The 21,813-nt window shown below is 66.6% G+C and carries 22 protein-coding genes and 1 tRNA gene; 14 read left to right on the forward strand and 9 right to left on the reverse strand.

Translation table 11 applies throughout. From position 1 onward, the window contains the following. Window positions 1–2 precede the first annotated feature (2 nt). From AC1VNM_RS01455 to AC1VNM_RS01495, 9 genes are all read left to right on the forward strand, one after another. On the forward strand, window positions 3–974 hold the full coding sequence (locus AC1VNM_RS01455; RefSeq protein ID WP_483105610.1) for an acetyl-CoA carboxylase carboxyltransferase subunit alpha: 972 nt from the start codon (window positions 3–5) through the stop codon (window positions 972–974). Next, entirely contained in the window at window positions 943–2,433 is a 1,491-nt protein-coding gene (tilS, locus tag AC1VNM_RS01460) for a tRNA lysidine(34) synthetase TilS (RefSeq protein ID WP_483105611.1), read from the forward strand. The genes AC1VNM_RS01455 and tilS overlap by 32 nt, the downstream gene beginning before the upstream one ends. Window positions 2,434–2,471: 38 nt before the next feature. Continuing rightward, a complete protein-coding gene (locus tag AC1VNM_RS01465) occupies window positions 2,472–3,743 on the forward strand; it encodes an aspartate kinase (RefSeq protein ID WP_067269429.1) in 1,272 nt (423 codons plus the stop codon). A gap of 69 nt (window positions 3,744–3,812) precedes the next feature. Next, window positions 3,813–3,905: transfer RNA gene (locus AC1VNM_RS01470), tRNA-Ser, on the forward strand. A gap of 134 nt (window positions 3,906–4,039) precedes the next feature. Further along, entirely contained in the window at window positions 4,040–4,681 is a 642-nt protein-coding gene (locus tag AC1VNM_RS01475; RefSeq protein ID WP_483105612.1) for an FMN-binding negative transcriptional regulator, read from the forward strand. Window positions 4,682–4,729: 48 nt separating this feature from the next. Continuing rightward, on the forward strand, window positions 4,730–5,407 hold the full coding sequence (locus AC1VNM_RS01480; RefSeq protein ID WP_483105613.1) for a hypothetical protein: 678 nt from the start codon (window positions 4,730–4,732) through the stop codon (window positions 5,405–5,407). 117 nt (window positions 5,408–5,524) lie between these two features. Further along, a complete protein-coding gene (locus AC1VNM_RS01485; protein ID WP_483105614.1) occupies window positions 5,525–6,373 on the forward strand; it encodes a hypothetical protein in 849 nt (282 codons plus the stop codon). A gap of 195 nt (window positions 6,374–6,568) precedes the next feature. Further along, window positions 6,569–6,835: a hypothetical protein gene (locus AC1VNM_RS01490; RefSeq protein WP_483105615.1), complete on the forward strand. Its 267-nt coding sequence runs from the start codon at window positions 6,569–6,571 to the stop codon at window positions 6,833–6,835. Then, window positions 6,828–7,103 (forward strand): hypothetical protein, encoded by a 276-nt coding sequence (locus AC1VNM_RS01495; protein WP_377156400.1) that lies wholly within the window; start codon window positions 6,828–6,830, stop codon window positions 7,101–7,103. Before AC1VNM_RS01490 ends, AC1VNM_RS01495 begins: the two co-directional genes overlap by 8 nt. A 106-nt stretch (window positions 7,104–7,209) precedes the next feature. Here AC1VNM_RS01495 and AC1VNM_RS01500 read toward each other — a convergent pair whose 3' ends face one another. Further along, window positions 7,210–8,895 carry an electron transfer flavoprotein-ubiquinone oxidoreductase gene (locus AC1VNM_RS01500; protein WP_483105616.1) on the reverse strand — a complete coding sequence of 562 codons (1,686 nt, stop codon included), beginning with the start codon at window positions 8,893–8,895 and terminating at the stop codon, window positions 7,210–7,212. A 268-nt stretch (window positions 8,896–9,163) separates the two neighbouring features. On the opposite strand from AC1VNM_RS01500, the gene AC1VNM_RS01505 reads away from it, so the two are divergent. The 3 genes from AC1VNM_RS01505 to AC1VNM_RS01515 all read left to right on the forward strand — a co-directional run bounded on the left by AC1VNM_RS01505 (window position 9,164) and on the right by AC1VNM_RS01515 (window position 11,115). After that, entirely contained in the window at window positions 9,164–9,565 is a 402-nt protein-coding gene (locus tag AC1VNM_RS01505; RefSeq protein ID WP_431102441.1) for an OsmC family protein, read from the forward strand. A 100-nt stretch (window positions 9,566–9,665) separates the two neighbouring features. Further along, a complete protein-coding gene (locus AC1VNM_RS01510; RefSeq protein WP_297525207.1) occupies window positions 9,666–10,448 on the forward strand; it encodes an SDR family oxidoreductase in 783 nt (260 codons plus the stop codon). Window positions 10,449–10,464: 16 nt separating this feature from the next. Continuing rightward, entirely contained in the window at window positions 10,465–11,115 is a 651-nt protein-coding gene (locus AC1VNM_RS01515) for a YceH family protein (protein ID WP_483105617.1), read from the forward strand. Window positions 11,116–11,134: 19 nt separating this feature from the next. Here AC1VNM_RS01515 and AC1VNM_RS01520 read toward each other — a convergent pair whose 3' ends face one another. The 6 genes from AC1VNM_RS01520 to AC1VNM_RS01545 form a co-directional block, all read right to left on the reverse strand. After that, on the reverse strand, window positions 11,135–11,956 hold the full coding sequence (locus AC1VNM_RS01520) for an enoyl-CoA hydratase/isomerase family protein (RefSeq protein ID WP_483105618.1): 822 nt from the start codon (window positions 11,954–11,956) through the stop codon (window positions 11,135–11,137). Next, a complete protein-coding gene (locus AC1VNM_RS01525) occupies window positions 11,953–13,191 on the reverse strand; it encodes a CaiB/BaiF CoA transferase family protein (protein WP_483105619.1) in 1,239 nt (412 codons plus the stop codon). The genes AC1VNM_RS01520 and AC1VNM_RS01525 overlap by 4 nt, the downstream gene beginning before the upstream one ends. Window positions 13,192–13,202: 11 nt before the next feature. Beyond that, window positions 13,203–14,186, reverse strand: a complete 984-nt coding sequence (locus AC1VNM_RS01530) for a Bug family tripartite tricarboxylate transporter substrate binding protein (RefSeq protein WP_483105620.1) — start codon at window positions 14,184–14,186, stop codon at window positions 13,203–13,205. A 72-nt stretch (window positions 14,187–14,258) separates the two neighbouring features. Then, window positions 14,259–15,194 carry a LysR family transcriptional regulator gene (locus AC1VNM_RS01535; RefSeq protein ID WP_377156386.1) on the reverse strand — a complete coding sequence of 312 codons (936 nt, stop codon included), beginning with the start codon at window positions 15,192–15,194 and terminating at the stop codon, window positions 14,259–14,261. Then, a complete protein-coding gene (locus tag AC1VNM_RS01540) occupies window positions 15,191–16,606 on the reverse strand; it encodes a M20/M25/M40 family metallo-hydrolase (protein ID WP_483105621.1) in 1,416 nt (471 codons plus the stop codon). Before AC1VNM_RS01540 ends, AC1VNM_RS01535 begins: the two co-directional genes overlap by 4 nt. Window positions 16,607–16,674: 68 nt before the next feature. Next, a complete protein-coding gene (locus AC1VNM_RS01545) occupies window positions 16,675–16,959 on the reverse strand; it encodes a hypothetical protein (RefSeq protein WP_483105622.1) in 285 nt (94 codons plus the stop codon). Window positions 16,960–17,356: 397 nt separating this feature from the next. On the opposite strand from AC1VNM_RS01545, the gene AC1VNM_RS01550 reads away from it, so the two are divergent. Further along, the gene (locus AC1VNM_RS01550) at window positions 17,357–19,240 is read left to right on the forward strand and encodes a hypothetical protein (protein ID WP_483105623.1); all 1,884 of its coding nucleotides are present in this window, start codon (window positions 17,357–17,359) and stop codon (window positions 19,238–19,240) included. A gap of 106 nt (window positions 19,241–19,346) precedes the next feature. Continuing rightward, the gene (locus AC1VNM_RS01555; RefSeq protein ID WP_483105624.1) at window positions 19,347–19,766 is read left to right on the forward strand and encodes an acyl-CoA thioesterase; all 420 of its coding nucleotides are present in this window, start codon (window positions 19,347–19,349) and stop codon (window positions 19,764–19,766) included. A gap of 43 nt (window positions 19,767–19,809) precedes the next feature. On the opposite strand, the gene AC1VNM_RS01560 is transcribed toward AC1VNM_RS01555, so the two are convergent. Beyond that, a complete protein-coding gene (locus AC1VNM_RS01560) occupies window positions 19,810–20,679 on the reverse strand; it encodes a hypothetical protein (protein WP_483105625.1) in 870 nt (289 codons plus the stop codon). A 72-nt stretch (window positions 20,680–20,751) separates the two neighbouring features. Further along, window positions 20,752–21,810: an acyltransferase family protein gene (locus AC1VNM_RS01565; protein ID WP_483105626.1), complete on the reverse strand. Its 1,059-nt coding sequence runs from the start codon at window positions 21,808–21,810 to the stop codon at window positions 20,752–20,754. Window positions 21,811–21,813 lie beyond the last annotated feature (3 nt).

Genomic DNA, 21,813 nt, shown 5'->3' on the forward strand with positions numbered 1-21,813 from the left:
GAATGAGCAAGAAACACTTCCTCGAATTCGAGCAGCCGATCGCCGAGCTCGAAACCAAGATCGACGAGCTCCGCTACGTGCAGAGCGAGTCCGCGGTGGACATCTCGGAAGAGATCGACCGCCTCGGCAAGAAGAGCCTGCAGCTCACGAAGGACATCTATTCGAATGTCCTGCCGTGGCAGGTCTATCAGGTCGCGCGCCATCCGCAACGTCCGCAGACGCTGGACTACTGCGCGGAGGTCTTCACCGAGTTCGAAGAGCTGCACGGCGACCGCCACTTCGCGGATGACGCCGCGATCGTCGGCGGTCTCGCGCGCTTCAACGGCCAGGCCTGCATGGTCATCGGCCATCAGCGCGGTTCCGACGCGAAGGAGCGCACGCTGCGCAACTTCGGCATGCCGCGCCCCGAGGGTTACCGCAAGGCCTTGCGCCTGCTGAAGCTGGCCGAGAAGTTCGGTCTGCCGGTGTTCACGTTCATCGACACGATGGGCGCGTACCCGGGCATCGGCGCGGAAGAGCGCAGCCAGTCCGAAGCGATCGGCCGCAACATCTTCGAGATGGCGCAGCTGGAAGTGCCCATCATCGCGACCGTGATCGGCGAGGGCGGCTCCGGCGGCGCGCTGGCGATCGGCGTGGCCGACCAGGTGCTGATGCTGCAGTTCTCGGCCTATTCGGTGATCTCGCCGGAAGGTTGCGCGTCGATCCTGTGGAAGACGGCGGCGCGTGCCCCCGAGGCCGCCGAGGCGCTGGGCATCACCGCGCACCGCCTGAAGGCGCTGGGCCTGATCGACAAGATCGTCAGCGAGCCGGTCGGTGGCGCGCATCGCGATCCGAAGCAGATGGCGTCCAACCTGAAGCGCGCGCTCGGCGATGCGCTCCGCCAGGTCTCCGACCTGAAGACCAAGGAACTGCTGGACCGCCGCTACGAGCGTCTGCAGGCCTATGGTCGATTCGGCGACACCAAGAGCCGCTGATCTGCGCTCCGACGCCGGTGCTGCTGCCGGCGACCAGCCCGGTGCTCAAGCCGGCTCCGACGACGCCTCCCGCCGCGTGATTGCGGTCGCCACCAGCGGCGGCCGCGATTCGACGGCGCTCCTCCACGCCACCGCTGTTGCCGCCCGTCCGCTCGGGCTGCACGTGGTGGCGTTGCACATCCATCATGGGTTGAGCGATCACGCCGACGCGTGGCTGACGCATCTGCAGGCGCAGATCGCGGGCTGGGCGGCTGAAGGCCTGCCCGTGTCGCTCGTGCATGAGCGGTTGGACGGCGCGCCCGGACCCGGCGACAGCATCGAAGCTTGGGCTCGTGCCGGCAGACATCAGGCGTTGCAACGCCTGACCCTCGCGGCCGGCGCCGATCTGTTGCTGCTGGCTCATCACCGGCGTGATCAGGCGGAGACCTTCCTGCTGCAGGCCATGCGCGGCGCCGGCGTGGCCGGACTGTCCGCCATGCCGCGCACGCAGTGGCGCGACGGCGTCTGCTGGGTTCGTCCGTGGCTGGATCGTCGGCGCGAATCCATCGAGGCCTATGTCGCCGAACATGGCTTGCGCTTCATCGAAGACGACAGCAACGGGGACGCGCGTTTCGCCCGCAACCGGCTTCGCCTGCAGGCATGGCCCGCGCTGACCGCGGAGGCTCCCGGCGCGGAAGCCGCGCTGGCGCAGGCCGCCGCATGGGCGCAGGAAGCGGCGGAACTCCAGCGCGAGATCGCCGAGGAGGACCTGGCCCGCTGGTCCGATGGCGACGGCTTGTCGCAAACCATGCTGGGCACGCTCAGTCCGGCGCGCGCGTCCAACGCATTGCGCGCCTGGCTGCATCGCGCGACAGGACGGACAGCACCCGCGACCCTGATTCGTCGCCTGATGGCGGAGGCGCCGGCCGCAACCGTGGCGCGCTGGCCCTTGGGCGACGTCGAGCTGCATCTCTATCGCGGCAGGTTCTTCGTGCAAGCGCCACCGCGGGTGCGAAGTCCCGCTCGAGCGGAGGCACTGCCCGCATCGCTGCTGGGACTCGGGGTCGCCGCCGCCGTGGCCGACACGACGATGCGCATCGACCTCACCCGGCCCGGGCGCCACCCGGTGGCGGCGTGGGGCGGCGCATTCGATGTCGAACCCGTGACCACGGGGGGTGTTTCGCTTTCTGCGCTCAGCAATGTCGAGTTGCGCCCGCGCGAAGGCGGCGAGCAGTTCCAGGCGCATGCCAAGGGCCTGGCCCGCTCGCTCAGGAAGTGCTGGCAGACCGCCGGAATCCCCGCTGTCCAGAGGGAAGGGCCGCTGATCTACGTCGATGGCGCGTTGCTCTTCGCGCCCGGTCTGGGCATCGACGCGCGCTGGATCGCGCCGGCCGATGAAGCACAAATGGCACTGCGCTGGGTGCCTGAGGCATGCGGATCCCGCATGGACAGCGACGTTGCGGGCAAGGGCGGGTCTTAGAATCGCCGATCCACCCGCAGCAGGCCTCTGACACTCCCATGGCATTGATCGTTCACAAGTACGGCGGCACCTCGATGGGGTCGACCGACCGCATCCGCAACGTGGCCAAGCGCGTCGCCAAATGGGCGCGGGCGGGCCACCAGATGGTGGTGGTTCCCTCGGCGATGAGCGGCGAGACCAACCGCCTGCTCGGCCTGGCCAAGGAACTGTCGCCGGGCAGCTCGTCGCCGTCGCTGATGCGAGAACTCGACATGATCGCCTCGACCGGCGAGCAGGTCTCCGTCGGCCTGCTGGCGATCGCGCTGCAGGCCGAGGGCATGGACGCCGTCAGCTACACCGGCTGGCAGGTCGGCGTGTCGACGGACAACTCCTACACAAAGGCCCGCATCGAGAGCATCGACGACGCCAAGGTCAAGGCCGACCTCGACGCCGGCCGCGTGGTCGTCATCACCGGCTTCCAGGGCGTGGACGAGGACCGCAACATCACGACGCTGGGCCGCGGCGGCTCGGACACGTCGGCGGTGGCGATCGCCGCGGCGATCAAGGCCGACGAGTGCCTGATCTACACCGACGTCGACGGCGTCTACACGACCGATCCGCGCGTCGTTCCGGAAGCGCGCCGCATGAGCACCATCAGCTTCGAGGAGATGCTGGAGATGGCCTCGCTCGGCTCCAAGGTGCTGCAGATCCGCTCGGTGGAATTCGCGGGCAAGTACCGCGTCCCGATGCGCGTGCTGAGCAGCTTCACGCCCTGGGACATCGACATCGACGAAGAAGCCAAGTCTGGCACCCTGATCACTTTTGAAGAGGACGAACAAATGGAACAAGCCGTCGTCTCCGGCATTGCCTTCAACCGCGACGAGGCCAAGGTGACGCTGCTGGGCGTGCCGGACAAGCCCGGCATCGCGTTCCAGATCCTGGGCCCGGTGGCCGACGCCAACATCGACGTCGACGTGATCATCCAGAACGTGTCGCAGGACGGGAAGACCGACTTCTCGTTCACCGTGCACCGCAACGATTACCAGCGCGCGATGGAGCTGCTGGAGAAGGTCGTGGGACCGGCGGTGCAGGCCGCCAAGGTGACCGGCGACCAGCGCATCTGCAAGGTCTCGATCGTGGGCATCGGCATGCGCTCGCACGTGGGCGTGGCGTCGAAGATGTTCCGCTCGCTGTCGGAAGAGGGCATCAACATCCAGATGATCACGACCAGCGAGATCAAGACCTCCGTCGTCATCGACGAGAAGTACATGGAGCTGGCTGTGCGCGCCTTGCATCGCGCGTTCGATCTGGATCAGGACATCGAGGCCTGATGAAGGAATGACGCCTGCGTTTCACTTGAGCGCGCGAGAAGCCATGCTATAGTCGCTGCTTCTCCGGTTGGAGACGTGACCGAGTGGCCGAAGGTGCTCCCCTGCTAAGGGAGTATGTGGGCAAAACCTGCATCGAGGGTTCGAATCCCTCCGTCTCCGCCAACCAGATGTGAAACCCCCGCAGCGCAAGTTGCGGGGGTTTTTGCATTCCGGGGCGACTGAATGCATTCCAGACTACTGCAGTGGGTCAGGAAAACTTTCAGCGGTCTTCGGGCGATGTGTCCTAAAGTCATCGCATGTACACCCCCAAGCATTTCGACCTGCCGGACCTGTCGCATGCCCGGCTGATGATCCAGGAGCATCCGCTGTCCACGCTGATGCTGATCGATCCGACGCACGGCCTGTCGGCGACGCCGGTGCCGATGATCTGGGGTGCGCCGACCGATCCCGCCGATGGCGAGGGCTGGTGGCTCGAAGGCCACCTGGCGCGCGCGAACCCGCATGTGGCCGCGCTGAAGTCGCCGGAGCTGGGCGAAGTGCTCGTGCAGTTCAACGGTCCCGGCGCCTACATCTCGCCGAGCCACTACGACACGCCGCTGTCGGTGCCGACGTGGAACTACCTGACCCTGCAGGTCCATGGCCGCGTGCAGATCATCGACGAGGAGCACGCGAAGGACGCGCTGCTCAAGCGCCTCATCGCGACGCAGGAACCCGACTACGCCGCGACGTGGCGCGGTCTGCCGGAAGACTTCCAACACAAGATGCTGGGCGCGATCGTCGGCTTCCGCGTGCCGGTCGAGCGCTGGACGATGAAGGCCAAGATCAGCCAGAACCGCAGCGCCGCCGAGCGCGAGCGCATCCTCGCGCATCAGGAGCACCACGGCTCGCTGGAGGAGCAGATCCTGGCAAGATGGGTGCGCGAACTCGCGCCGCGTTGACGCCCGGCGGCAGACGCCGGAGTGCCTGGCCGTCATCGAATCCTCAGCGTGCTGTCACGATTGAATCCGGATACTTTCGTGATGCTTCATTTCGCTCGACTCATTGCGGCGGCGCTGTTCTTGATGGCGCTCATGCCGGCGCCATCGCAGGCCAGCCAACTCTCCCGGTCGATCGTCTGCACCGCGATCGACATGACCCAGGCGAGCGATCCTGTGAAGAAAGCGGTGGTCGGACGATCGTGCGTCTACGATGGCTCGCCCGATGCGCTCGAGTTCTACCATTTCGCAGCCCGGCGAGAGGGTCAGGTCTGCATCACTCGCGTGATCATGGCCATGCGTGACGCGAAGACGGGCCATTGGACTGACCACGACCGGATGTCGGTCGATTACATGGCCGTCGCCGGCGACGGCTGCCCCGAGCCGGGCAGCGACGCTTACGTGTCGGCAATGGGCCTGACGCCCGCGGAGTTTGCGGTGGTGTATCCCAAAGCGGCGGCGATGCTGAACGAGAAGGTCCTGGGGAAGGATCTCTTCTTCTGCCGGGGGCAACCCAAAACGCGGTCGACGATCGGCGACCTCTCGAAGATTCCCGCGATGCTCGGAAGTCCGACCCACTTCGGCGTGCACGTGCGATCGAGCTGCGTCGACAACCAGTCCATCGGCGCGCTGACCTTCGAGGGCGAGATCGACCGCCTGAAGTTTCTCGGCTACCAGCCGTACTTCTGAACGATGACGGTTCGGACGGTTCTGGGAGTCGACGGTCGGCTGGCATTGGGCCGATCGATGGCGGCGGGATTTCCTCGCTTCGCAGACGAGACCTGTAGAGCGCTCGATCGCCTCGGCTTGCAGTCGCACCGCCTGCTGCCCTTCCACCTAGCCACATGGGACGGGGACCCGCAAGCCGACATCGACCTCGCCATCGACGCCGCCTTCCGCCGCGAGGCTTTCGGCTGGATCGGCATCTACAACCCGACGACGGGTGAGGGAGCCACCTCGCGCAGTCCGCTGATCGATGCGGTCCGGAACGGCGCCACGAGCCTGCTGATCGACGGCAAGGAGCGCATCCTTGCCGCCCCCTGCGTGATCTCGGGCAGCGTGCCGATCGGTCCCGCGGAGCAGCGCTGGCGCTCGACGCATTCCTGGGACGACTACCGGGACCGCGTGATGAAGCCGCAGCGCCTGCGGATGGCCGCCTCCTTTGTCGCGACGGCCTTGCCGAATCTCCTTCCGCCTCCGCTCGAGACGGCGGTTCAAGGCCGCGGCATGTTGAAGCTGGTGGGCGAGTTGGCCGCCGCGGTGATGCCGGAGATGTCCGCCCGAATGACGCCTCGCTGGGATGCGAAAGAGCGTCTGGTGTCGCTCTCGATCCCGTTGGACACGGGTGTGCTGTGCATGCTGGTGCAACCGAAGCTCCTGTTCGAGGAGCAGTGGACGCTGAACGTCAAGATCCTGATCGGCACCGGTCGTGCGGTCGAGAGCGAGGCGCTCTTCCGTATCGTGGCCGACGCCTACGAGATCTTCGAACTGCGCCTGGAACACGGCGTCGGCCTGTACCGGCAAGGGCTGGGCCGCGACGCGTTCATCGAGGCGCTGAGCTACTACATGACCGTGCTGGAAGTGTGCGGCGTGGCGTGCGTGAGCCTGGCGCAGCCGTTGGCTGAAATCCTCACGGGGTCGCCAACGTCGAGCTAGTCAAGAATTGGTTCGAGTCGCTTCTGTCCAGCCACCTTTCTGGACTGGCAATCGTTCTCGGGGTCAGGTCTTGCCAATTTGCGCCCGGTCTGCCATCTAGGACTTCCCCGAACACGCCCAGCAACTTTGGGTCAGTGATCTTCGAGACGCGTCCTCCTAACGTTGCGCTCTGCAACAACGCAAGGAGATGGTGACGTGACAGAGGAAGAAAACAAGGATTGGGCGCGGCGAGAGGCATGGAGATTTCTCTTGCGCTTTGCCGGGAGCTTCTTCGTCGCGTTCATGCTGAAGCTCGCAGGGTTCGGTGAAAGGATTCCGAACTATGTGGTCACGATGGGCGCGGTCTTTTGTGTCATTCCGCTCTTTGACTTGTTGTATCGCGTGTGGCGGCATTGCCGTCATGAGGCTCATCGGCCATCCGGCTCGAAGGGCGATCAAATCAATGGAGAGAATGATGTTTGAAGTGCTGACTGAAGAAGAGATTGACTGTGTGTCCGGTGGCATGGGCAATGGCGGTGGCGGCCCGATGAAGGTGTCTCCGCTGGACAAGGGGTCCGGTCACAGTTCATGTACCGACGGCGTTTTCAGCGGAATGATCGGAGGCTTGGTGGCCGGTCTTTCGATGGCAAACCCGCTCATCTTTGCGGGGACCTTCGGGGGGCTCACGCTTGCCGGGGCCGTGGGCGGCGGCTGCTTCCGCAGGCAGCCCGCCATGATCCTTGCTCATTGATCCGTCAACCGCTGCCGTGAACTGAAACAACGGTGGCCAAAAACGAAGGCCCGCTGCAAGCGGGCCTTCTCTTTGTTGGGCGAGGCGGCGTTGGAGCCGCCCTCGATCACATGCTCACATAGTTCGGCCCGCCGCCGCCTTCCGGCGTGACCCAGACGATGTTCTGCGTCGGGTCCTTGATGTCGCAGGTCTTGCAGTGCACGCAGTTCTGCGCGTTGATCTGCAGCCGCTCGACGTTGTCATCCGTCTTCACGAACTCGTAGACACCGGCCGGGCAGTAGCGGGCCTCGGGGCCGGCGTACTTCGCCAGGTTGACCTGCACGGGAATGCTGTTGTCCTTCAGCGTCAGGTGGGCCGGCTGGTTCTCCTCATGGTTCGTGTTGGACACGAACACCGACGACAACCGGTCGAAGGTCAGCTTGCCGTCCGGCTTCGGGTACTCGATCTTCGGCATCTCCGACGCGGGGCGCAGGAAGACGTGATCGGGCTTGTCGCGATGCAGCGTCCACGGCGGGCTCTTGATGCCCAGCTTGGGCAGCAGCCACTGCTCGATGCCCGTCATCAGCGCGCCGACGGTCGTGCCCTTCTTGAACCAGGTCTTGAAGTTGCGCGATTGATCCAGCTCCTCGCGCAGCCAGCTCTTCTCGAAGGCGGCCGGGTAGGCGCTCAGCTCGTCGAACGAGCGGCCCGCGGCCAGCGCCTCGGCGATGGCATCGGCGCACATCATTCCGGACTTGATCGCGGCATGGCTGCCCTTGATGCGCGCCGCGTTCAGGTAGCCGGCGTCATCGCCGACCAGCGCGCCGCCCGGGAAGACCTGCTTGGGCAGGCTCAGCAGACCGCCTGCGGTGATCGCGCGCGCGCCGTAACCCAGGCGCTTGCCGCCCTCGATGTGCTTGCGGATCGCGGGGTGCGTCTTCCAGCGCTGCATCTCCTCGAAGGGCGACAGCCACGGGTTCTGGTAGTCGAGGCCGACCACGAAGCCCAGCGTCACCTTGTTGCCCTCGAGGTGGTACAGGAAGCCGCCGCCGTAGGTCGAGTTGTCCATCGGCCAGCCGGCCGTGTGCACCACCAGGCCGGGCTGCGCCTTGTCGGCCGGCACTTCCCACAGCTCCTTGATGCCGATGCCGTAGGTCTGCGGATCCTTGCCCGCGTCGAGCTGGAACTTCGCGATCAGCTGCTTGCCCAGGTGGCCGCGCGCGCCTTCCGCGAAGACCGTGTACTTGCCGTGCAGCTCCATGCCGAGCTGGAAGCCTTCATGCGGCTTGCCGTCCTTGCCGAGGCCGACGTTGCCCGTCGAGACGCCCTTGACCCGGCCCTGCTCGTCGTAGACGACCTCGGCGGCGGCGAAGCCGGCGAAGATCTCCACGCCCAGCGCCTCGGCCTGCTGCGCCAGCCACTTCGTGACGTTGCCCAGCGAGATGACGTAGTTGCCGTGGTTGTGGAAGCAGCGGGGGATCAGCGCCTGCGGCGTGTCGGTGTGGCCGGACTCGCTCAGGAACAGCACCTGGTCGCCGGTGACCGGCTGGCCCAGCGGCGCGCCAAGTTCCTTCCAGTTGGGGAACAGCTCGGTGATCGCGCGCGGGTCCATGACCGCGCCGGACAGGATGTGCGCGCCGGCCTCCGAGCCCTTCTCGAGCACCACCACCGAGATCTCCTGGCCCTTCTCCGCGGCGATCTGCTTGAGCCGGATCGCCGTCGCCAGGCCGGCGGGACCGCCGCCGACGACGACCACGTCGTATTCCATGCTGTCGCGCGGACCGTACTGGGCGATGAGTTCTTCGGAGGTCATGGTCATCCTTGCTCGTTCTAGTCGGAGTCCTGGCCGTGCACGCGCGGATCGGCGGGGGCCGGCTCGCTGTCTGGCTGGGGCGGTTTGCGGCGCATTCTAGCCGCGTGAAGGGAAAAAAGAACGGTCGTGCTTTTTGTGAAATAGAGAGGGGTGTCGATAGCGCGACCTGCATGCGGGCCGACCCGAATGGGGCTCCTGTGCCAGGGGCACGCGCCGTACCATGCCTGCGAAGCGATTCATCTTCCAAGCCTTCGAACCGAGGACCCTCATGAGCATTCACGTTCAACGCGACAAGACCGGCCCGATGCGCCAGACGGTGAGCATCCGCAAGCACGTGCTGACGGCGGACCAGCCGGTCGAAGGTGGCGGCGAGGACGCCGGCCCCGATGCGCACGAGCTCTACGACGCCGCGCTGGCTTCGTGCAAGGCGCTGACGGTGCTCTGGTACGCGCGGCGCAAAGGCATGGCGCTGGAGGACGTGCTGGTGGACGTGGAGAGCGACCGCTCGCAGGAGCGGCAAGGGCTCTACAAGCTGAAGGCGTCGCTGACCTTCGTGGGCACCCTGAGTGACGAGGAACGCCAGCAGCTGCTGGCGGTGGCGGACAAGTGTCCGGTGCACAAGCTGATGACGCAGGTGAAGACGGAGATCGAAACCGTGATGGCCGGTTGATGGCCTGCTGAGGCCCGGGATCATCATCGGGGCGGGTCTTGCGTGCTATCGTGATCGGCACCTGTCCGGTCACACGAGAAGTTTTGCGAGAGACCTTGCCATGAGCTACAGCATCGATCTGGAGGGCCGTGTGGCCCTCGTCACGGGCGCGTCCAGCGGATTGGGCGCGCAGTTCGCCAGGACCCTGGCGAAGTCGGGCGCCTGCGTGGTGCTGGCGGCAAGACGCGTGGACCGCCTGAAGGACCTGCGCGCGGAGATCGAGGCCGGCGGCGGCGACGCGCACGTGGTGCAGATGGACGTCACCGACCTGGAGAGCATCGCCGCGGCGGTGGCGCGGGCGGAGACGGAAGTCGGCACGCTGGACATCCTGATCAACAACTCCGGCGTGAGCACGACGCAGCGGCTGGTCGACGTGTCGCCGGAGGACTTCGACTTCGTGATGGACACGAACGTGCGCGGCGCGTTCTTCGTCGCGCAGGAAGTGGGCAAGCGCATGCTGGCGCGGGCGCGCGGCGCGGCGCCTGGCACGTACACGGGCGGGCGCATCGTCAACATCGCGTCGATGGCGGGGCTGCGCGTGCTGTCGCAGATCGGCGTCTATGCGATGAGCAAGGCGGCGGTCATCCACATGACCAAGGCGATGGCGCTGGAGTGGGGCAAGTTCGACATCAACGTCAACGCCATCTGCCCCGGCTACATCGACACGGAGATCAACCACCACCACTGGCAGACCGACCAGGGCCGCAAGCTGGTGGAGCTGCTGCCGCGCAAGCGCGTGGGCACGCCGCAGGACCTGGACACGACGCTGCTGATGCTGTGCGCGAAGGAAAGCCGCTTCATCAACGGCGCGGTCATCCAGGCGGACGACGGATTCGGAGTTTGAGGAAAGAAACGAGTCGATGGCTGTGAGAGAACTGAGCGCGCTGGAAGCGCGCGTGCTGGCGGTGCTGGTGGAGAAGGAGTCCACGGTGCCGGACAGCTACCCGATGTCGCTGAACAGCCTGACCTTGGGCGTGAACCAGAAGACCGCGCGCGATCCGGTGATGAACGCGAGCGAGTCCGACGTGGCCGCGGTGCTGGACGAGTTGAAGGCGATGAGCCTGGTCAACACGGTGAGCGGCAGCCGCGTGGCGCGTTTCGAGCACAACATGAAGCGCGTGCTGGGTGTGCCGGGGCAGGCGGAGGCGCTGCTGACGGTGCTGATCCTGCGCGGCCCGCAGACCTCGGCGGAACTGCGGCTGAACTGCGAGCGCATCCACCGCTTCGCGGACGTGTCGTCGGTGGAGGGATTCCTCGACGAACTCGCGGCGCGCGAGCCCGCGCTGGCGGTGAAGCTGGCGAAGGCGCCTGGCGCGCGAGAGGCGCGATGGGCGCATCTGCTGAGCGGCGAGCCGGCGGTGCCGGTGTACGTGGCGTCGGCGGCGTCGTCGAGCGCCAGTTCGTCATCGAACAGCGCGCGCGATGAAGAGATCGCGGCGCTGCGCGCGGAGGTCGACCAACTGAAAGCGGTCGTGGCGAAGATTCAGGCAGAGCTCGGCATTTCCGACTGACTGCCGAGGCTGCTGGCCCTCACCCCCGCCACACCGGCTTCCTGCGTTCCGTGAACGCCCCCACGCCTTCGCGGAAATCCGCGCTGCCGTAGCACTGCCGGATCAGGTCGTCGACGTCGGGCAGGTTGCTTGAGGTGATGCGGCGCAGGATCTCCTTGCTGACCGCTTGCGTCACCGGTGCGAGCGGGCTCAGCTTGTCGCAGAGCGCGTCGCGTGCGGCGTCCAGCTCGCTCGCGGCGCACACCGCGTGCAGGTAGCCGCACGCCAGCGCTTCATCCGCCAGCAGCGACTCCGCCAGCAGCAGCATGCGCCGCACGCGCTGCTGTCCCCACGCCGCCTGCAGCCGCGCGATGTTGGCCGCGGACAGCGTGTTGCCCAAGGTCCGTGCGATGGGCACCGCGAACTTCGCATCCGTCGTCGCGATACGGAAATCGCAAGCCGTCGCGATCGCCAGTCCGCCGCCCACGGCCCAGCCTTCGATCACCGCCACGGTCGGCATCGGCAGTTGCTCGACGAGCTGGACGCCGTGGTCGATGCGCTGCTCGTAGGCGACGCCGTCATCGCCGCCATCGGCCCCATGTCGGAACGCGAGGAACTGCGCGATGTCGGTGCCGGCGACGAACGCCTGTCCGCCTGCACCGCGAAAGACCGCGACGCGGATCTCTCGATCATGCGCGAGCGACTCGCAATGCGCCGCGAGCTGCCCGTACATCTCCCAGGTCATCGCATTGCGCGCCTCGGGCCGGTCGAAGGTGATCGTCGCGATCGCGCCATTGCGGCTCAGGCGCACGCAGCCCGCGCTCGTGCCTTGGTTCGTGGTCTCGTTGGTCCCCTCGCTCATGGGCCTGCCTTCGCACGCTGTTCACCGAAGGCGCCGGCCTCGGCGAGCTTGCTCAACTCTGCCGCTTCGATGCCGTATTCCGCCAGCACCTCGTCGATGTGCTGACCCAGCAGCGGCGGCGGATGCCGCACTTCCTGCGGCGTGCCCAGCAGCTTCACCGCGAAGCCGATGTTGGGCACGCTGCCTTCGATCGGATGATCGATCTCGATGCGCATCTGGCGATGCTTGCCATGCTCGCTGTTGAACGCCTGCGGATACGTCAGGATCGGACCCGCCGGAATGCCCGCGGCCAGCATCCGATCGATCCAGTGCTCGGTGGTGTCGGCGGCGAAGCTGCGCTCCAGCGACTCGATGAGTTCCTCGCGATTCGCGAGCCGCGCGGCCACGGAGCCGAAGCGTTCCTCGGCCAGCAGGTCGGGACGCTCCAGCAGCCCGCACAGCTTCTGCCACAGCTTCTGATTCGTCGCGCCCATGACGAAGTAGCCGTCCGAGGCCTTCACCGCCTGGTACGGCGCGCTCATGCGATTGGACGTGCCCAGCGGCGTCGGCTCGCGGCCGGTGCCCCAGTACTCGCAGGTGTCCCAGACCGAGAAAGCCAACGCCGAGTCGAACAGCGACGCGTCCACGTACTGCCCACGCCCGCTGGCCTTCGCGCCGATGTAGGCCGACAGCGCGCCGTAGACCGCGAACAGCGCGCAGCCGATGTCGGCCACCGGCACGCCCGCCTTGACCGGCGGACCGCCCGGATAACCCGTCACGCTCATCACGCCGGACATCGCCTGCGCCATCAGGTCGAAGCCGGGCCGCTCCGACCACGGCCCCGACTGTCCGAAGCCCGAGATGCTCACGTACACCAGTGCCGGGTTGATCTGGCTGAGCGTCTCATAGTCCATGCCGAGCCGCTTCATCGCGCCCGGCCGATAGTTCTCGACGAGGATGTCCGCCTCCTTGGCCATGCGGTGCAGCACCTGCTTGCCGGCCTCGGACTTCAGGTCGAGCGTCACGCTGCGCTTGTTGCGATTCATGTTGAGGAAGCCCATGCTGTCGGGGCCCTTCATCTTGAATCCCATCGCGCCGCGGGTCTGGTCGCCTTCGGGCGGCTCGATCTTCACGACGTCGGCGCCGAGGTCGGCCAGCAGCATGCAGGCATACGGGCCGGCCATGACCTGGCTCACGTCGAGGACGCGCACGCCCTTGAGCGGCAACGGGCGGGTGGATGCGGTCGATGCGGTCATCGGTACTCCTTTCAGGCTTCGACGTGGACGTTCGCGTCCTTCACGACCTTGGCCCACTTCGTGCACTCGGCCCGGATGTAGGCGCCGAACTTCTCGCTGCTGCCGCCGGCGTCTTCCGCGCCGAATTCATCGAGCTTCGCCGCGATCTCGGGCAGCGCGAGCACCTTGTTCACGTCCTGGTTCATGCGCTGGACCATCTCGGCGGGCATGCCCTTGGGGCCGACCAGGCCGTACCACGATGCCGCGTCCAGGCCGGGACATCCCGACTCCGCCAGCGTGGGGACGTTGGGGTAGCTCTTGGCGCGCTTGAGCCGGGTCTGCGCGATCGCGGTGACCTTGCCCTGCTTGATGAAGGGCGTGGCCGCGGTCATCGTGTCGAAGGCGAAGTCGATCTGTCCGCCCATCAGGTCGACCAGCAGCGCCGACGAGCCCTTGTAGGGCACGTGCGTGGCCTTGACCTTGGTCGCGAGCAGGAACATCTCGAGGGCCAGGTGTTGCGCCGAGCCGATGCCCGACGAGCCGAACGAAACCTGGCCCGGCTTGCTCCGGCAGAGCTCGACGATCTCCGGCACCGTGCGCACCTTCTGCGTGTCCACGCAGGTCAGCACGTTGGGCGTGACGCCGACCATGACGATGGGGGAGAAGTCGCGGCGCGGGTCGTACTTGACGTTGGGCATCAACGCCGGCGCGATGGCGTTGCTGTTGACGTGCGCCATCAGCAGCGTGGTGCCGTCCGCCGGCTGCTTGGACACGTAGTCCGCGGCGATGACGCCGGTCGCGCCGGGCTTGTTCTCGACGAGGACCTGCGTGCCCCACATCCCGGTGAGCTTCTGCGCGAGCACGCGTGCCAGCACGTCGGTGCCGCCGCCGGCGGCGAAGCCGACGATGATCCGCACGGGAGACGTCGGCAGCGGGGCCGCGCGCAGCAGCGAGGGGAGGGCGAGGGCGCCCATCCCGGCACAGAGGCCGGCGCGGGTGAAGGTTCTGCGGCGCATCGTTGTCTCCTGTCGTTCTCGTGAATTTCCGTGAGGACGACTATTGAGCAACGAGGGGCCTGCCGGCCATCGCTAATTCGGCGGATCTGGTTTCGCGAAATTCGTACGCGCGAAGACCTCGGCGACGCTGACCGCCGCGGGCGACAGGCTGTCGGCGGGGCGGCAGCAGAGGACGAACTGGCGATGCGCCCAGGGCTCGGGGATCGCCACGCGCAGGAAGTGCGCACCACCCGCGACGGTCTTCGCCACGGCCTTGGGCATCACGCCGACGCCGAGTCCCTGCGCGATGAGCGCCGCGATGCTGTCGAAGCCGCCGACGCGCATGCGCATGCGCAGCAGGCGGCCGGACTCGTTGGCCAGCCGCTCGAGCAGGGCGAAGATCGCGGAGCCTTCCCCCAGGCCGATGACGTCGCAGGACAGGATGTTGTCGAGCGTGGCGGGCGCGTGCGAGAACAGCGCATGACCGCGCGGCGCGACCAGCACGAGTTCATCGGCCCGATAAGGCATCGTCGGGAGATCGACGGCGCCCAGCGAGGATTCGAAGATGCCGATGTCGGCGGTGCCGCGCGTCAGCGCCTGCTGGACGTTGAGGCTGTTCATCTCCTGCAGGTCGATGCTCACGCCGGGACACGCGGCGGCGCAGCGCTCGATGTCGGCGGGGACGAACTGCAGCACGGCCGACTTCGGTGCGGCGAGCCGCACGACGCCCTGCGCACCGCCGACGAACGAGGCGGCGTCGTCCTGCATGCGCAGCACGGTGTGGGTGATGTTGCGCGCATGGGCCAGCATCGCGCGGCCCGCGTCGGTCAATGCCATGCCGTGGGGGCGACGCAGGAACAACGGCAGGCCGAATTGCGCTTCCAGCTCGGCGATGCGCCGCGAGGCGGCCGCCGGCGCGATGTGCAGTCGCTCCGCCGCACGCGTGACGCTCCCGAGCTCCGCCGTGGCGATGAACAGGTGCACCGTCGTGAGATCGAAGTGCGGACGTGCGGGGAGCTTCAGCGTCATGACGACAGTTTCTTCCCGAGGCGATACATGAATTCCTGGAAGTCGTTCAGCGACTTCACCCGGATGTGCTCGTTGAGCCCGTGCACGCCGCTGGGCTCCACGCCGGAGAAGGTGCCCACGCCATAGGTCCAGATGCCCGCGTTGTTGAGGAAGCGGCCGTCGGTCGTCGCGACCAGCATCGTCGGGATCACGGGCACGCCGGGCCAGAACTCGGCGGCGGTGCTTTCCACCGCCTGGATCACGAGCGGCGACATCGGCGGCTGCGGCGAGGCCAGCGCCTCGTTGGTCGCGCGGACGGTGATGCGCTCGTCGGCCATCACCTTCACGAGCGTCTTCTGCACCTCCTCGGCCGACTGGCCCGGCAGGATGCGGCAGTTCACCGTCGCGCGGGCGCGCTGCGGCAGCGCATTCGTCGCATGACCGGCCTCGACCATCGTCGCCACGCAGGTCGTGCGCACGCTCGAGTTGTAGACCGGCGACTTCGCCCACAGGCGCTCCAGCGCCGCGGTGTCGGTCGGCCTCGCGAGCAGTCCGCGCAGGTCCGCCGCGATGTCCTTGTTGCCGTCGAGCTGGGCGACGCGCTCGAAGTAGGCGCGCGTCGTGTCGTTGAACTGGATGGGGAAGTCGAACTTCGACAGACGCGCGAGCCCTTCGGCGAGGCGGTAGATCGCGTTGTCCCGCACGGGGACTGCGCTGTGGCCGCCGGGGTGCGTTACTTCGAGCTCATAGCCGACGAAGACCTTCTCGCCGATCTGCAGGCTGTACGAGACCGGCTGCTCGTTCTTGTCGAGCGTCCCGCCGCCGCCCTCGTTGAGCGCGAGCTCGGCGTCGATCAGCGCGCGGTGGTGCTTGAGCAGGTAGTCCAGGCCGTCCCACTTCGACGGGATGATCTCCTCGTCGCAGGTGAGCGCCATGATGATGTCGCGCTTCGGGACGAGTTTCTCTTCCTTGTAGCGAATGAGGTTGCTCACATGCGTGGCGACCTGCGACTTGTCGTCGGAGGTGCCGCGGCCGTAGTAGACGCCGTTCTCCTCGATCAGCTTGAAGGGATCGCGGACCCAGTCCTCCCGCTTCGCTTCGACGACGTCGAGGTGCGCGACCAGCAGCAGCGGGCGCTTCTCGCCGTTGCCCTTCAAGCGCACGACGAGGTTGCCCTTCGTCGGCGCGTCGGGCGGGACGATGAGCTGCATGTCGCCGTCCGCATAGCCGGCCTGCTTGAGACGCCTGGCCATCGCCTCGGCGGCGACGGTGCAACTGCCCGAGGAGTTCGTCGTGTTGGTCTCCACGAGCTCCTTGAAGATCTCGTGGAAGCGACGCAGCTCGCGCGGCGGCGTGGCGTCCGCGGCGAGCGCCTCGGCGCGGGGAATCAGGATCGCGAGCGCGACGGCGAGCGTCGACCAGGCACGGGTCATTGGCGTCTCCCTTCGGTGGTGGCGCGCGAAGGATACGCCCGCGCCAAACTCGAAGACGCCCGGTCTTGTCAGTTGAAGATGCCGACCGCCAGCTCCGCCCACACGAGCAGGAAAGCGACCAGGATCGCGGCGCCGGCCCACCCGCGGCGACGCCGGTCGGCGGTGAGACGCACCGCCGCTTCGAACGCCCCGCAGGCCACGGCGAGCATGGCGCCGAACACGAGGAAGTCGGCCAGGTCCCAGCGGACTTCAGCGGTGACCTGCATGGCCGCCCAGGGCAGCACGAGCAGGAGCAGGGCACCGCCCCAGAGGGCGAGGCGCCACGACGGTGATTGGCGGGTGGGATGGTTCATCGGCGGCTCCTCGTTGCGGGACGCACGGCCTCGTGCGCGGTGATGAGGAGCATGAAGGCTGGCGGTGAAGTGACCGTGAAGTCGCGACGTGACGGCGTCAGCAGTGACCGAGATGAGGCAAGGAAGACGGGGACGTTGGACGAGGTGTGGAAGTGATGCTCGGACCGTCCGTTGCGAGCGAGCGAAGCGCAAGCGGCGAGCGTCCACGGCCGCACAAAGAAACACGGGCCGCATGGCGGCCCGTGATCGGTGTAGGGGAAAAGGAGAGTGCAGCGGGTCTTAACCCAGCCTGCACCTCCAGTTCCTGGCTTTTTCGGTGGCGCGAGTCGAAGTTGACCTCGCGGCGTAAGGCTATTCTAGCCGGAGCAACTCAGCGACCAGCAACGCCCGCCATCGCATGCGAATCGACCAACGCCTGAACCCCGCGCTCCTCGGTATCAACGCTCGACAGCACCTGTTCCTCGGGGCATGGTTCAACCTGGTCCATGAGCACTCGCTCGATTCCTATCGCGTGCGCGCGATGAACCCACTGAACATCCTGCGTGAACTGCAACGCATGTTCGAGCCTCCCGCTGACGAGAACGACTGCAAGGTCGTGGCGGCGGAAGCGCTGGAGATATTGGACAAGCACCCGGTCATCGTCGCTCGGGCGGAGCACTATGCCGCTCTGGATGACACAGTCTCGTTGGTTGCCGAGGCCGCGGGCGCGAAGGAGGGCGGATTCAAGAAGAGCGCGCTGCTGCTGAAGTCTTTCATGAGGGAATTGCAATCCTCTCTGGAGCAATACTTCTTGCGAGATTGTTTTGAATGGATGGAGCAGGCGCTGGCTGAGATTCCGATCAGCGAGACGGCTGAGCATCGCGACGCTAGTCAGGCAAGCATCGACCGGGTCTGTCGCGACATCCTCAGTGTTGCCCACGATGAGGGATTCAGCCTTGAAAGTCTGTTCCACCTCTACCGCATCTTCGTGCTGGGCACTGAGCGAGGCTCTGCCGCAGAGGCCGATCCGGCGCCACTGCCGCAGATCAGCCAAGTCGAGGACCGGGGCGGTGCGGCTCTGGCCTACGACTTCGCCGAGCGCTTTGCGCGTGTCAAGCGCGAGATTCTGATGGAACCTCAGGTGCGTCGGCTCTTCTTCGTCATCAATGGATGTACCAACGTGGCCTCCGACGTGTGCTGTGGGGATTTCGGGGCCATCACCATCTCACGCATCCCGCCGGAACTCCCGGAGCAGTCATCACCCGCGGCGAAAAACTTGTTCTCGTCGCGGCCACGTCGATTGTTCGCGACTGCGATCGTGAGGAGCAAGGATGGTCGCTCGGCGGGGCTGGACGCCTACCGACAGATTGGCCAGATTCTGGATTTGATGCGCTTCGAATACGACACACCTCAGATCCAGGCCGAAACGCGCTTTCTTCTTCAGGACGAAGAGAAGTTTCGCCTGCTCCAACTGCCTCAATTGATTCCGAATCCGGAGGCTGAGCCGCCCACCAGGAGCTTGCAGGAATTCGTGGACCACCTGGGCGGCCTGGCAGCGCGGGATCCTTCTCAGACTGAAACCAGGGATCGGATCTTCTCCGCCTTCCGGCTGTATCGACTCGGCACCGGTACCAGCATGTTCGACAACAAACTGGTGAACTGGTGGACCGGCGTTGAGTACCTCACCAGCGGCACCAAGACTGCCGGAGGCATTGGCGACAAGGTGAAAAATGCTTTGGCTCCCACTTTGGCGTTGACCTATCTGCCCAAGCATCTGGCAACGTTTCGCACGGCACTGGCTGCCCTGGATGTCGCGGTGATGGGCGGCGGTGGGCGCGTCCAGGTGAAGGACTGCTCCAACGCTGCGCTTTACGCGGCCCTGAAGGATCCGACGCAGCGGCCGGCGCTGGAGGCCAGTTGCGCGCAGCAGCCCTACCTGTGGAAGCATCTGTCGGCGTTCATGGACAGCTTGGAATCGCCCACCAGGACGGCTGCGATGCTTCGTGCGCATGACCGTCGCGTCCGATGGCAGATCGAGCGCATCTACCGGGCACGCTGCGATATCGTGCATGCGGCCCGGCAAGTTGTCATGGCGAGTCTGCTGTGCGCCAACCTGGAGTACTACCTTCGCATGACGTTGAAGTCGATGCTGAAGGTCTTCGCTGGCGTGCCGACCTTGACGGGACCAGCGGAATTCTTTGAACGTCAGCGGCACCGGTTCGAGCAGGTCTTGTTGGCACTTGAACCGGCAGATAAGCGGGTGACGGGAAACGACGCGTCGCTTGTCGCTTTGCTGGACTGACGAGATGTCGTCTTCCACGACAGCGGTCATGGAATGTAACCGGCGCTCAATGCCGATGCGTGCTCTTCCGCTCGCAGCGCACGCAACTGAACCAGGGATGACCACCATGCGATTCGAACTCCCCGACGCCAAGAAGCTCGTCCATGAAACCCGCATCCAGATCCGCTGGGGCGATATGGACGCGATGGGCCATGTGAACAACACGGTCTACTTCCGCTACCTGGAGATCGTGCGCGTCGAATGGCTAGCCAGCCTCGGCCATCCGCCGAGCCCGGATGGCCAAGGCCCGGTCATCGTCAACGCGTTCTGCAACTTCCATCGGCAGCTCGCCTATCCGGGCGAGATCCTGGCGAAGCACTACGTCTCGAATCCCGGGCGCTCCAGCTTCGACACGTGGATCACGCTGGAGCGCCTCGACGAGCCCGGCGTCATCTACGCCTCGGGCGGCGCCACGACCGTGTGGCAGGACGCCACCATCCAGAGGTCCGTGCCGTTGCCGGAGTGGCTGCGGCAGCATCTTGAGTGATGGCGATCGCGGATGGTTGACGGGGCGCTCAGGCCCCCCAGGGTCAGTCCTTGCCCCCCAGCCACCGCGCCGCGTTCTGCACATACTGCTGCGTCGACCGCAGCGCCTCCGGATGGCGCTGCATCCCGTCCCCCGGCTGCTCGCTGACGAAGGACGGCGAGCCTTTGCTGACGTCCCAGTTGAAGTCGCAGAAGTGATGGAAGGTCGATTGCGCCAGCACCGGTCCGCCTTCCGCCGAACGTTCGCTCACCACGGCCAGGTTGAAGCGATTCCCGCTCACGCGGCTGGTGCCCTGCAGGATCGCGCGGGCGCCGCCGTCGTCCCCCGGCGAGCACACCGCGCCCTCATGCGGATGGGCGGGGAGATAACGCAGCAGGCCGGTCTCGGACAGCGGGTCGCGCAGCACCGGATGCGCGGGCTCCACCACCCGGACCTCCTGGTAGTCGCCGTTGGCCCCGGAGTGATAGTTCGGCCACAGGATCGAGGACGTGAACGTGTCGTCGACGCAGCGCCGTTGCTCGTCCGGCTCCTCGTTGCGGGAGTGGAAGTGGTGCGCCCGCCCCAGCCAGCCGCCGAGCCCGCAGAGCGACGACCCCAGGTCCATGTGATCGCGCGTCAGCATCAGGCCGCCGCCGCGCTCGTGGAAGCGCCGGATGCCGTCGCAGTCCTCGGGCGTGAGGCCGTTGCCCACGTCCACCGCGAACAGCCACATCTGATCGAAGGACGAGGTGTCCAGGCTGCGCAGCACGGCGTCCGGCCCGGGGCCGGGGTCGCGGTCCCGCGCGGTGACCTCGTACAGCGGGCGGCCGTCGCCATCGCGACGCGACGCCAGAAACTCCTTGAGCAGACTGAACCGCGCGATGGACCAATCGTCCGGATCCGCGGCGATCGTGGTTTGAAGAAGGACTCGCATGAAAGCTCCAGGACTGGGGGGATATCGCTGGATGCTAGACGGGCAAGGCCCGCCTCGACAGGCGCGTCCCGATCACCGGCCTGTTGAATGCCGGACACGAATGTCCGTGGCCGCCGTCGCGGAGCCGCCCGGGCTGTCCGGCATGAAGCGGCGGCGGCGCCATCGGCTCACCGGCCGCTCGATGAGGTAGTGGCACACGATCGCCATGGCCAGGGCGAAGGGCAGGGCGACGGCCAGGAGGACCCAAGGCCCGTGGCCGCGACCGAATGCGCTGATCGCCGCGAAATGCCACAGGAAGAGACCATAGGACAGGCGGCCGAGCCACGCCATCAACGGCTGTGCGAGCCACGATCCGGTCGGATGCGCGGCGGCGTGGCTGACGAGCACGAAGGCGGCGATCTCCGCCACCGTGACGCGCACCGTGGCGCCGGCGGTGAGCCACTGGAAGGGCAAGGAGGGCAGCGCGAGATTGACGACCATCGCCACCCAGGCCGCGAGGACGACCCACCGCGGCATCGCGGTAGGTCGCAGCGCGGCGATCACGCCCAGCACGATGCCGGTCACGCGCGTGTCGAAGCGGAAGTAGGCCTGTCCCCATCCCCACTGCACGGCGACCGCGTATCGCCACGCCGTCACCACGAGGAAGGCGCCGAGCAGCCAGTGCATCGGCCGCCGCGCGCGCAGCAGCATCGGCAGCAGCACGGGCCACAGCAGGTAGAACTTCTCCTCGATGCCCAGCGACCAGGTGACGCCCAGCGTCGGCGGCAGGACGTTGAAGGCGATGGCGTAGTCCATCACGTAGGTCAGCGCCAGGATCGCCATCGTCCAGCGCGGCTCCTGCGGGAACAGCAGCGGCGCGAGCGCGAGGTAGGCCACGACCAGGACCAGCAGCGGCGGATACAGGCGCAGCAGCCGGCGCGCGTAGAACCGGCCGACCGCGATGCCGCCCTGGCGGACCTCGGCCGCGAGCAGCGCGGTGATCAGGTACCCCGAGAGGACGAAGAACAGGTCGACGCCGATGTGGCCGCCGCCGAAGCCCGGCACCAGGCAGTGGAAGGCGATCACGACCAGGATGGACAGCGCCCGCAGGCCGTCCAGCGCGGGGTTGTAGGGCAGGCTGGGCGAGCTCATGGC

It is taken from the genome of Mitsuaria sp. MSU3D (genome assembly GCF_056867975.1).